Here is an 11,860-nt window from a genome sequence, read left to right on the forward strand (position 1 = left end):
TGCCCCGCCGGCTGGCGGGGGGGACGGGCATGGCTCGCGGGACGTCGTCGGGATGGTCGGCGGCCCGGCTCTGTCTGGGCGCGGGACGAGATCGGTTCGGAAGCGGGTCGTGATGGGCCGGCAAGCGCCGGGTCGCGATGCAGCGGGTCTGTACGGCGTCTGGCCTTGTTGCTCGCGGGAGATCACCCGCATTCCACTACGCTACCCAAGCGTTTCGGGCTCCGCAACCCCGGAAGCCGCCTGAAACGTAACAGGGCCGTTCTGCGGGCCCAATTCGTGGAGCAGCTCGTCGCGCGCCGAGTCGATCATCGCGCGCACCCGGTCGCGGAGCGCGGGCACGTCGGCCAGCGTGAGTCCGTCCGTCTCGACCGGGGGGAGGACACGCGCCACGGCGCGGGCGGGGTTCATCACCCAGCTTCCCTTGGCGAGCGCGTGGTTGGCTCCCGCAACCGCGATGGGGAGCACCGGGCACTTCGTCTCCACCGCCAGCCGGAAGGCGCCGTCCTGGAACGGGCCCAGGCGGCCGTCGAGCGTGCGGGTGCCCTCGGGCATGATCAGGATCGATACGCGCCGCTCCAGCCGGTCGCGGCACTGCTCCAGGGCGCGGCCGCGGCTGCGGGTGCTCCCGCGCGCGACTCCCACGTCGCCGGCCATGCGCATCATCCACCCCATCAGCGGGATGTTGAAGGCCGCCTGCTTGCTCAGCCACTTCATCTCCCAGGGGAGAAGGCTGATCAAAAAGATGTCCGCGATGCTCTCGTGGTTCGCGACGGCGACGTACGGGCGGCGCGGATCGGTGATGCGCACGCCCTCGGTGCGGAAGCGCCAGAGCGGGTTGAGCTTCACCACCGTCACCGCCGCGCGCCTAAACCACCAGCCGACCGCGTACCGCCCCGGATCGCGCGGGACGGTCACCACGTACAGCAGCGCCATGGTGGGGACCCAGACCAGCCCCACCAGCAGCATGCTCGCCCAGGACCAGAGGGAGATCAGTCGTCGGAGCACTGAAGCGGATCGTGGGGCGGACGGTACGCCGGGAGCGACGGGGATTTGCCAACTAGGAATATAACGAAATACGCCGTTGGGCAATCCCGCCGCCGGGGCTTGCCTCACGCAGAGGCGCGGAGGCGCAGGGAGAGAACGGAAGGAAAAAGCCTCACACAGAGGCCACAGAGGGAACTGAAAGCCACGGAGAAACTCTTTTGCGGTTCTCTCTGTGGCTCTGTGTCTCTGTGTGAGCCATGCAGTTGCAGTTCTCTCCTGCGTCTATGACGGACGGTATGACATCCGCCGCTCACCCGGCGCGTGGGTGAGCGCCTCGGCGACGACGCTCTTGAGCTTTCCGGCGCTCACGTGTCCCGCGGCCTGCACGCTCCCGTCCGGCCGCACGACGAGCGTGTAAGGGACGGCACGCACGCGAAAGAGCCGCGCAATGTGCTCGTCCGGATCTGCGATGAAGGGGACGCCCGAGCCATGTTCCTCCTGCCACGCACGCAGAGTCGCCTCCGAGTCACCGTTGAGGATCGCGTAGGTCGACACTCGCTCGGTCGCCGGGCGTGCGGCGAGCTCCTGCAGCACCCTGTACTCGTCGCGGCACGCCTTGCACCACGTGGACCAGAAGACCAGCACCACGGCGCGCCCCTTCAGGTCGGAAAGGCGGGTCGGGACGGCCGGCTTCGCCGCACCGAGGGGCGCGAGAACGAAATCGGGCGGTGTGCTCCCCATCTCGGGAAAGCGCGGCGGGCGGGTGGGAGGTGTGCCGTGCGCGCAGACGTAGCTTGCGACCGCGCGCTCAAGCGCCGGCATGTCCCCGCGCGCGTGCGCCGCCCGAACGGCATCCGACTCCGCCGAGCGCGCGGTGGTCCCTCGAGCGGCGATGATGTGCTCCGACGTCTCCCGCACCACGAGGTCGCGGACGAGGGTTCCGGCACCGGGGTCGAGCGGCCGCGGGACAGAATCCGTGCAGGCATACGACAGCGCGAGCTTCCCGTTGTCGCTGGCGAGCCTGGTTACCTTTCCATCGGAGCAACCAACGGCCACGGCCAGCACCGGGATCATCCAGATCAGCTTGAGCATTGGAACCCGTAGGTGCAGGACGTTCGAGCGTCCGAGCCGCTCCCCGATGCACTCCGCTTCACCCCGCGAAGGAGGCAGGTCAGATGGGTGCGAATGGGGCGCATAGCGACGGTACCACCGCTGGCGAATAACCGCAACGCCCTTCCGCGTTGCGCCCTCGCGTCCGCCGGAGCATGTTTGGCTACTCGCGACGGAACCGCAACGCCGACCCGGAGGTCCGCATGAAGCCGCTCGCCACGCTCCGCCGGATCCCCGCAGCGCTCGCCCTCGCGGTGGCGGCGGGCGCGTGCGCGACGTCCCCCGCGCGTGAGGGCGAAGATGCGCCGGGCGTGGAGATCGAGGTGGTGAACAACACCGTCCCCTCGTACGACCGGACGGTGTATCTGCTCGACCTCGGTGGCTCGCGGCGTATGCTCGGCCGGGTGCTGGCGGACTCGACGACGACGCTGCGCTTCGTGGGGCCCACGGGGGCGGACCAGTTCCGCCTTCAGGCGCGCCCGGTGGGGAACGGGACGACGGTGACCTCGCCGCCGTTCACCATGGGCGTGAACAGGGTCCGCTGGAACGTGCAGCCGAACATAGTGGTGTCAGGCCGCTGAGGGCGGGTGCCGGCCAGACGACACCGGATGCAAGCACAGAACACCCCCGGCACTCGCGCGAGTGCCGGGGGTGTTCTGCACAGCCGGCGGGGCACGGCGAAGCCGAGCGGCCGGGGCAGCTTGCTCGGGCCGCTCGCGTCTTCGTCGCCCGCGCACGAGATCGCAGGCGAGCTTTGTGCGTGGTGCACGCGCGAAATTTCGCGAGCAAGACCATTCACGACAGGCACATGCACTCTCCCAGCCCGGCCACGCCACGCCAGCACATTCACGAGACGCTCTTTCCCGCGGCGGGCGAGATGGGGCCCTTGTGTCGCGGCAAGGACTGGGCGGCGTCGCCGCTGGGGCCCGTGGAGGAGTGGCCGGAGAGCCTGAAGACGGCGGCGGGGCTGGTGCTGCGGCAGGGGATCGCGATGAACCTCTGCTGGGGCCCGGATCTGCTCCAGATCTACAACGACAGCTACCGCGTCATCATGGGGGACAAGCACCCGGCGGGGCTGGGGCGCTCGGTGCTGTGGAGCTGGGCCGAGATCAGCGGGGAGATCGCGCCCCTCTTCGAGCGCGTCTTCCAGGGCGAGACGGTGTACTTCGAGGACCTGCGCCTGCGCGTGGAGCGCCACGGTGTCGTGGAAGACGCGTACTTCACCTTCTCGTACAGCCCCATCGTGGTGGAGTCGGGGAAGATCGGCGCGGCGCTGATCAATTGCTACGAGACGACGCGCCAGGTGCGCGCCCGCGCCCTGCAGGACGAGCGCGACCGCCTCTTTGAAGAGCTGCGGGTAGAGCGCGCGCGGCTGGAGTACGTCTTCCAGCGCGCCCCCGCCTTCCTGGCCGTATTGCGCGGGCCCGATCACGTCTTCGAGCTGGCGAACGACGCGTACTACGGCGTGGTGGGGCACCGGGAGCTGCTGGGCAGGCCCGTGCGCGAGGCGCTCCCGGAGGTCGTGGAGCAGGGGTTCGTGGCGCTCCTCGATCACGTGCTGGAAAGCGGCGAGCCTCACATCGGGCGCGAGATCCCCATCCAGCTGGCCCGCTCGCCCGGCGGCGCGCCCGAGCAGCGGTACCTGGACTTCTCGTATCTGCCGCTGCTGGAGGCAGACGGCACCCGCTCCGGCATCATCGCGCACGGCACGGACGTCACCGAGCAGGTCCTTGCCCGGCGCGAGGTGGAGCGGCTGCTGCGGGAGAGCGAGCGGGCTCGCGCCGAGTCGGAGGCCGCGCGCGCGGAGGCGGAGACGGCGAACCGCGCCAAGGCGGACTTCCTGGCGTCGATGAGCCACGAGCTGCGCACCCCGCTCAACGCCATCGGCGGCTACGTGGACCTGGTGGACATGGGGATCCACGGCTCGGTGACGCCGGCGCAGCACGCGGCGCTCGCGCGGGTCAAGGCGAGCCAGCAGCATCTCCTCACCCTGATCAACGACGTGCTCGCCTTCGCCAAGGTGGAGGCGGGGCAGATCGAGTTGGACGTGCAGCCGCTCGCCGCGCGCGAGATCCTCACCAGCGTCGAGCCGCTCGTGGCGCCGCTGGCCGAGGCGAAGAAGATCGAGCTTTCCATCGAGGAGTGCGACGCATCGCTCCGCGTGCTGGCGGACCGGGAGCGCGCGCGGCAGATCGTGCTCAACCTGGTGGCGAACGCCGTCAAGTTCACTCCAACCGGCGGGTGGATCAGGCTCGGCTGCGAGGCGGATGGCGGGCGCGTGGCGATCCGCGTGCGCGACAACGGGCCGGGGATCGCGCCGGAGCAGCAGCAGAACATCTTCGACCCCTTCATCCAGGTGGACCGCCGCCTCAGCAACCCGCGCGAGGGCGTGGGCCTGGGGCTCGCCATCAGCCGCGATCTCGCCCGCGCCATGGGCGGCGAGCTGGACGTGAGCAGCTCGCCCGGGGAGGGGAGCACCTTTACGCTGCGGCTTCCGGCGGAGAAGTAGGGCCGTCTCGGGCGCCTTCGGCGATGCGGCTCCGTTCGCTCGCCGCCGGTGGGTACGCATCGAGCCACACCGCGATCCGCCGCGGCAGGACGACGGCGCTCTTCGCTCCCGAGCGCAGGGATTCCGCCAGTCCCCGCGCGTACAGGCGCGTGACGGCTTCGTGCGTCGCGGCGTACGTCGCCCCCGTGACGCGCGCGAGCTCCGCGATGCTGCGGGGCTTTTCGCGCAGCGCTTCCACGATCTGCCCCTCCAGGCTTGCGCCGATCAGTGCGCGAACCCGCAGCTCCGGGCAGTGCTTCAGTATCCAGCGGACGGGGCGGATGGCCGCGGTCTTGAGGGAGATCTCATCGTGCCAGAGCCCCCAGCGCGAGAAGAGCGGGAGCGACTGGTCGCGCGCGAAGGCGGCGAGCACAGGGTCCGCCGCGATCCTCTCGAAGAGCACCCGTGGCTCATGGAGCGGCCTGCAGTACCGCTGCGCCGCCAGCAGGCGGTCCGATGCGGCGACCTCGTTCGCCACCGCGAGCATCGCTCCCGCGACTGCCGAACCGAGCTCTTCGAGCTTCTCCAGTATCCGCCCAAGGCGCCGCATGTCCACCAGCATGTGGTGCACACCGATCCAGCTCGCAGCGACGAAGAAGAGCCGGTGATCGGCGGGCGCCTGCCTCGCCGTGCGCCCGACCAGCGCCTCGATGTCGACCGGGTACGCTGCCGGAGCAACCGAGAACCCTGCGCCGACGCGCTTCCACTCGGCGGAGATGTCGCGACGCTCCGCAGTGTTCTGGATCTCGAGTGCCATGGCTCGAACTATATACTTTTTCCTACACTGCGAACAAGCTCGTTGATGGCGCTACCGGATCGCACGTCCCCTGGCACTCATAGGTCCGGGTGCACGATGGCGCCGTGCTTGCGGGGTGGGCAGGGGGCTGTACATGACGATTGTCACCAGAGGTGGGGCGTCGTCCCCACCGACTAACCATCGACCACAGAAAACCATGCGCAGACTGATCCCGCTCTTTGCAGCGGTGGCGCTGACCGCCGCCGCCGCACCCGTGAACGCCCAGGCCGGCTTCGCGCTGAAAGGGCACTTCCTCTTCAACGAGAGCACCGCCAAGGGAGCCGACCGCGACCAGGAGATCCCCTCCGAGGACGGCTTCTCGCTCGGCGCGGAGCTGGTGCTGCCGATGAACATCGGCCTCGGCGTAAGCGCGTACGCCAACGGACGCGCGCGTGAGGCGGAGCTGGAGACGCAGAGCTTCGGCGTGCTGGCCGAGGCGAACTACTTCTTCAATCTGCCGGTCGTCCCCATCACGCCGTACGCCGGGGTGCACGCGGGGCTCGGGCGCATGAGCTACGACGACGTCGGTGACTCCACGCCGGAGATCGAGGACAGCCGCACGCAGCTCGGGTTCCAGCTCGGCCTGCGCTGGCAGATCACCCGGATGTTCGGCATCGACGCGCAGTACCGCCGCATGAGCGACTCCGCGTCGGATGACCAGAGTCCGGATCTGGAGCGGAACCAGGTGCTGGTGGGGGTGACGCTGTTCTGAGGGGGGGGCGGGATTGGTGCGGGACGCGGGCACCGGCGACGCATTGCCGGGGGCTGAAGCCCCCGGCTGGAACGACGGGAAGACCGCTGAAGCGGTCTCGGGTGCCGCATGGGTGCGGTGCAGCGCGTGACACGGGCGCGATGAATCGCGCCCCTACGGAGATCCCGGGTACCCGCGGAGATCCACGCGTACGCCCCTCCCCCAGGTAGTTTTTGGGGGAGGGGCCGCGAGTTGACGAGCGGGGGTGGGGGCCCGCCCCTCACCCCGTGTTCCGCAGCCCCGCCGAAATTCCGTTGATGGTGCCCGCGAGGGCGTAGTTCAGCTCGTCGCTCGCCTCGCCGGCGCGCTTGCGGCGCAGGAGACCGACCTGGATGAGCGACATGGGGTCGACGTACGGGTTGCGCAGGCGGATGGAGCGCGCGAGCACCGGGTTCTCCTCCAGGAGCCGCGTCTGGCCGGTGACGCGCAGGATCATGCGGCGGGTGCGCTCGAACTCGCCGGCGACGAGGGTGAAGACGCGGTTCCGCAGCGCGGCGTCCGGCACCAGCTCGGAGTAGCGGTGGGCGATGGAGAGGTCCGCCTTCGCCATCCCCATCTCCACGTTGCGCACCAGGTCGTGGAAGAGGGGGAAGGCGGCCATCATCTCGCGCAGCAGCGCTTCGCCGCCGTCGCGGGCGGCGAAGCGCTCGAGGGCGTGGCCCACGCCGAACCAGGCGGGGAGCACGTGGCGGCTCTGCATCCAGCCGAACACCCAGGGGATGGCGCGCAGGTCGTCCAGGCCCCGGCTCTCGCCCCTTTTCGCCGGACGCGAGCCGATGCGCGCGTGCTCCAGCTCGGCCACCGGGGTCGCCTGCTGGAAGTAGGGGAGGATGTCCGGGTTGTCGTAGACGTGCTCGCGGTAGAATCCGTAGGCGTCGGCCGACATCGTCTCCATCGCCTCCTCCCAGCGGTCGTCGCGCGGCGCGGGGCCGGCGCCGCGGGCCAGCACGTCGAGCGAGGCGGCGATCATCAGCTCCAGGCTGCGCTCGGCCAGCACCGTGTCCGCGTACTTCCAGTTGAGCACCTCGCCCTGCTCGGTGATCCTCAGCTCCCCCTCGAAGGCGCCCGGCGGCTGCGCGCTGATGGCCCGGTGCGTGGGCCCGCCGCCGCGCCCCACCGTGCCGCCGCGCCCGTGAAAGAGGCGCAGGCGTACGCCGCACTCGCGCGCCACCTCGTGCAGGGTCCGGTGCGCCTTGTAGATCTCCCAGGTGCTGGTGAGCATCCCCCCGTCCTTGTTGGAATCGGAGTAGCCCAGCATCACCTCCTGCCGCCGCTCCCACGAGTCGAGGAGGCGCGCGTAGTCCGGGCGCGTCCACAGCTCGCGGCAGATCGCGGGGCAGTTGCGCAGGTCTTCGATGGATTCGAAGAGGGGGACCGGCATCAGCCCCGGATCGCCCTCGGACGCCTGGACGGAGACGCCCGCCAGCTCGGCCAGGCGCACGACGGTCAGCACGTCCTCGACCGATGTGGCGCCGCTGATGACGTACTGCTGGATCGCCTCGGGCGGGTAGGCGTGCTTGAGGTCGGCGATGGCGCGCATGGTGTCCAGCAGCTTGATCGCGTCCTCGGACGGCGCCTCGGGGAGCGCTTCGGCGCCGCGGCCCAGCAGCTCGGCGCGGGCGCGCTCGTGGATGCGCGCGTGCTGGCGTATGTCGAGCACGTGCAGGTGGAAGCCGAACGTCTCCACCTGGCGCAGGATGGGGCCGATGAGGAGGCGCGACAGCCGCTCGCCGCGGTTGGCGACCAGGCTCTCGCGCACCAGCCACAGGTCGCGGAGGAAGGCGGCCGCGTCCGGGTAGGCGGCGGGGTTCGCGGGGTCGTTGCGCGCGGCGTTCAGCCGGCCTCCCACGTAGCCCAGGAAGCGGCGGTACACCTCGGTGGTGGAGCGCGTCTCCGGGTGCGGGTCGAGCGAGGGGATCGTCTCCGCGTAGTGATCCAGCGCCGCGCGCAGCTCGGGGCTGACCTCCACCTGCCGTGTGGAGGCGCTCAGCCGCTCGGTCAGCTCCTCCAGCGCGGCGACGTAGTAGTCCAGGATCGTCTCGCGGGCCAGCTGCAGCGCCTCGCGCGTGACCTGCGGCGTGACGAAGGGATTCCCGTCGCGGTCGCCGCCGATCCACGAGCCGAAGCGCACCACCTGCGGCAGCGTGCGCGGCGGGACGGGGTCGCCGTACGTGGCTTCGAAGGCGTCGGCGATCTCGAAGTAGAGCCCCGGCAGGGTGGGGATGAGGACGCGCGGGTAGTAGTCGAGCCCCATGCGGACCTCGTCGGCCACGGCGGGCTGGCGGCGGCGCACCTCGTCCGTCTGCCAGAGCGCGGTGATCTCGGCGGCGATGGCGGCTTCCTGCAGCGCGGCTTCGGCGCCGGTGAGCGGCAGGCGGTCGAGCCGCTCCAGCGATTCGGCGATGCGGCCGCGCTTGAAGAGCACCGTGCGGCGCGACACCTCGGTGGGGTGCGCCGTGAAGACGGGGACGATCAGGATGCGCGCCAGGAACTCCAGCGCCGCCTCCTTGCCCACGCCCGCGTCGCGCAGGCGCTGGAGGGTGCCGCGGATGGTGCCCGCCTGCGACGGCGCGCCCGGCTGGAGCTGCGCCCCCCGCCGGCGGCGCTTGCGGTGCTGGGTCTCCGCGAGGTTGGTGAGGTCGAAGTAGATCGAAAACGCCTTCGTGAGCCGGTACGCCTCCCCCAGCTCCAGCCCGCTTACGATGCGCTCGGCGTCGCGCATCCGGTCGTCGTCCGTGACGCCGCCGGTGCCCTCGTCCTCCAGCTCGCGGTGCCCCATGGCCAGGTGGCGGAGCTGCTCGACGGCCTGGAAGAGCGCGTCGCCTTCCTGCTCGCGGATCACCTGGCCCAGCAGCCGGCCCAGCGAGCGCACGTCGCGGCGCAGCGGGGCTTCCTTGTGCCGCGCGTCTTCGGCCGTGAGCTCCGCGAGGCGCTCGGCCTGTGATTCGGCGTTCCAGAGGAGGTCTTCGGACATTCGCGGATGCGGTGAAGGTTCGTCACACAGAGACACAGAGGAAACTACAAGGAGGGAAGGAATTCGCAGAAGCCGTCTGTGCTCTTTCCGTTTTCCTCTGCGTCTCTGTGTGAGATTGCTTTTCTCACAGCCAGCGCTCCAGCCACGCAATCGCCTCGTCCTGCATGGTGGGGCGAAAGGAGTGCGGCTCGTCGTAGAACGTGCCGCGGAAGCGCTCCGGGATATCCGCCTTTGCGAAGATGCTGGCCAGCTTGCCGGTCGCGGCGCGCATTCCCTGCATGGGGAAGAGGGTGTCGCGGGCGCACTGCTGCACCAGGAGCGCGCCGGGGGCGATCAGCGATGCCGCGTCCGGCAGGTCGAGCGAGCGGCGCAGGCCCGGGGTGTACGCCATCCAGGTGTGGCGGCGCGCGTGGGACGGGAGGAGCGAGCCAATCTCCACCATCCAGGCGGTGACGCACGCGGCGCGGATGCGCGGGTCCGCCGCGGCCAGCAGCGATGCACGCAACGCGCCGCCCGAGAAGCCGATGCACCCGATCCGCGCCGGGTCCACGTCACTCCGCGTGGCGAGGTAGTCGATGGTGCGCCGGTCGTCCCACGCCAGCAGGCCCGGCCACGAGGCGCCCGACGCGAGCAGCGTCTTCGCCACCACCGCCTCGTACGCCGACGCCACGCGGTTCTCGGCCGCGACGCGCTCCGCCGTCCCCGGCGCGTGCGTGGCGAGGGAGCGGAATGCGTCGCGCGCCTCGGGGGGGATGGTCGCGGGGGCCAGCGTCTCAGGGCGCAGGCGGCGCTCGCCGAAGTAGAAGGCGTCGATTGCGATCACCACGAAGCCGCGCCGCGCCAGGACTTCGGCGTACGCGCGGCCGTAGAGGCGCTCGCGGTATTCGGCGAGCGCGGGCGGATCGTCGGGGCTGGTGACGAGCTTGCGGGCTCCCCAGGCGTACTGGCCGCCGTGGCAGTGGAGCGCGATCACCGCCGGCAGCCGACCGCGCCGGCCGTGCGGCACCAGCACCCGCGCCGGGATCGTGTACGCGGGCGATGCGTGGATCGAGACCGTCTCCACCGTGAAGCCGTCCCGCGGGTCGCGCGCCGTCGTCTCGCCGCGGACGGGGAGGGGCGTGGGGTCGAACCCAAGGTGGCGGTGCAGGGCGGGACGCGCGGCGGCCTTCCACGCGGCCAGCGTGCGCCAGCGCGGGTCGAGGAAGGAGAGCGTGGGCGCGCTCTCCCGCGCAAGCCACTCGACGGTGCCGTAGAGGTTGCCGAGGTCCGGGCCTGCGGCCTCGGCGAAGTCGGATGAAGGCGCGGGGCGGGGAAGCGGGTGGATGGGAAGCGCCAGCGCGCCCAGGGCGCCCAGCGCTTCCCGCCGCGTCATCCCCCGCGGATCGGTCACTGGGCGGAGACCGGGAGGTCGGCCCCGTTGCGGCGCAGCGTCACGCGGATGGGGTTCGCCAGGCGGGCGGCGAAGGCGTCCGTCGCGCGCCACCAGTCCTCCACCGCGCGGAAGTCGCCGCTGGCAGTCCATCCCGCGCCCACGTACTGCACCGTGGGGACGCCGGGTCGGGCGGTGGAGATCGCGAGGTAGTGGTCGTCCGTCTCGCGCGGCTCCATCCGCGTCTTCTCCATCAGGATGGCGGTGCCCAGGCTGCCGTGGCCGCCGTTCTTCCTCTCGACCGGGCCCCAGGTCGTGACCCACGCCCACGCGCCGGAGCGGCTGGAGGCGCCCACGATGCCCTCGCGCTTCACCGTGCCCACCGCGTACGGGATCTCCGCGCCGCCCTGCGTGCGGTAGGTGATCTCCTGGCGGAAGAAGTTGTGGCCCGCGTCGATGCTGATGCGCTTCGTCTCGGACACCTGCATGCCGCCCGCGTCCCACGGCTCGTAGCCCAGCTCGAAGACGGCGCGGATGGGACCGTCGGCGATGATGCGGTGCGTCTTGAAGTTCCTGGCGCGGTGCAGGGTGCCGTTGCGCCACACCGCGCTCCCGCCTGCCCCCAGCGTGGTGCCGACGGAGTAGAAGTCGGCGCCCTCGCCGGTGTCGCGGTGGTACGCGTCGTGGCCCTTGGCGTACCAGCGGTCCACGATCAGGTCGCGCACGCGCTTCGGCCAGATGTCGATCCCGCTGCTCACCAGCGGCTCGAACTCCTTCGCCTGCCACAGCCCCTGCCCGTAGATGCGGAAGGCGATGCGGTCGCTCTCCCACGCCACGTCGTCGCGATGGGTGTCGTGGCGGGCGTGCACGCGCGGGCGCACGGAGTCGCGCGGCGCCACCGCCTCCACCACGAAGTCACGCGTCTCGCGCGGCCGGTAGCTCGCCTGGAAGAGGAGCTCGTCCGTGGTCCCGTCCGCGTCCCCGTCGAGCGGCTGCGACACGATCTCCACGCCGGTCCCCGCGTCCGTCACGCGCACCCTGTCCGGCAGCACGCCCGGCAGCGCCTGCCGCAGCGCGCTCCACGCGATGGAGATCGTCTCGTCCGGCCGCTCCGCCGCCAGGCGGTTCTCTGTGCGCACGACCAGCGCCCCCCGCTGCTGCCCGCTGAGCGGCGCCGCGAGCGCGAGGAGGAGCGCCGAGGCGCGGATGCAGGTTTGTAGATGTTTCATGGTACGTCCCCTGAAGATCATTCGTAGGGGCGCGATTTATCGCGCCCACCGTCATCGTTCCACGAGCGAATGAATTCGCCGCTGGAACCACACAAAGTC

The 11,860-nt window shown here is 70.8% G+C and carries 9 protein-coding genes; 3 read left to right on the top strand and 6 right to left on the bottom strand.

Features of this window, described 5'->3' with window-relative positions:
- Nucleotides 1-201: 201 nt before the first annotated feature.
- On the bottom strand, nt 202-1,005 hold the full coding sequence (locus VF584_18855) for a lysophospholipid acyltransferase family protein (GenBank protein ID HEX8212243.1): 804 nt from the start codon (nt 1,003-1,005) through the stop codon (nt 202-204).
- Between the two features lie 261 nt (nt 1,006-1,266).
- Entirely contained in the window at nt 1,267-2,076 is an 810-nt protein-coding gene (locus tag VF584_18860) for a TlpA disulfide reductase family protein (GenBank protein HEX8212244.1), read from the bottom strand.
- A gap of 221 nt (nt 2,077-2,297) precedes the next feature.
- On the opposite strand from VF584_18860, the gene VF584_18865 reads away from it, so the two are divergent.
- Both VF584_18865 and VF584_18870 read left to right on the top strand, forming a co-directional pair.
- On the top strand, nt 2,298-2,675 hold the full coding sequence (locus VF584_18865) for a hypothetical protein (GenBank protein HEX8212245.1): 378 nt from the start codon (nt 2,298-2,300) through the stop codon (nt 2,673-2,675).
- Nucleotides 2,676-2,902: 227 nt separating this feature from the next.
- The gene (locus VF584_18870; GenBank protein ID HEX8212246.1) at nt 2,903-4,603 is read left to right on the top strand and encodes a PAS domain-containing sensor histidine kinase; all 1,701 of its coding nucleotides are present in this window, start codon (nt 2,903-2,905) and stop codon (nt 4,601-4,603) included.
- Here the strand turns inward: VF584_18870 and VF584_18875 are convergent.
- Complete coding sequence (locus VF584_18875) at nt 4,575-5,399, bottom strand: hypothetical protein (protein ID HEX8212247.1); 825 nt, start codon at nt 5,397-5,399, stop codon at nt 4,575-4,577. The genes VF584_18870 and VF584_18875 overlap by 29 nt on opposite strands.
- Nucleotides 5,400-5,595: 196 nt before the next feature.
- Between VF584_18875 and VF584_18880 the strand changes: the two genes are divergently transcribed.
- On the top strand, nt 5,596-6,150 hold the full coding sequence (locus VF584_18880; protein ID HEX8212248.1) for an outer membrane beta-barrel protein: 555 nt from the start codon (nt 5,596-5,598) through the stop codon (nt 6,148-6,150).
- 259 nt (nt 6,151-6,409) lie between these two features.
- Here the strand turns inward: VF584_18880 and VF584_18885 are convergent, their stop codons facing one another.
- From VF584_18885 to VF584_18895, 3 genes are all read right to left on the bottom strand, one after another.
- Entirely contained in the window at nt 6,410-9,163 is a 2,754-nt protein-coding gene (locus VF584_18885) for a phosphoenolpyruvate carboxylase (protein ID HEX8212249.1), read from the bottom strand.
- A gap of 124 nt (nt 9,164-9,287) precedes the next feature.
- Nucleotides 9,288-10,553 carry a hypothetical protein gene (locus VF584_18890; protein HEX8212250.1) on the bottom strand — a complete coding sequence of 422 codons (1,266 nt, stop codon included), beginning with the start codon at nt 10,551-10,553 and terminating at the stop codon, nt 9,288-9,290.
- Nucleotides 10,550-11,761, bottom strand: coding sequence for a DUF4861 domain-containing protein (locus VF584_18895; GenBank protein HEX8212251.1), 1,212 nt, complete (start codon nt 11,759-11,761; stop codon nt 10,550-10,552). The genes VF584_18890 and VF584_18895 overlap by 4 nt, the downstream gene beginning before the upstream one ends.
- Between the last annotated feature and the right edge of the window lie 99 nt (nt 11,762-11,860).

Source organism: Longimicrobium sp., assembly GCA_036389135.1.
Lineage (GTDB): Bacteria > Gemmatimonadota > Gemmatimonadetes > Longimicrobiales > Longimicrobiaceae > Longimicrobium.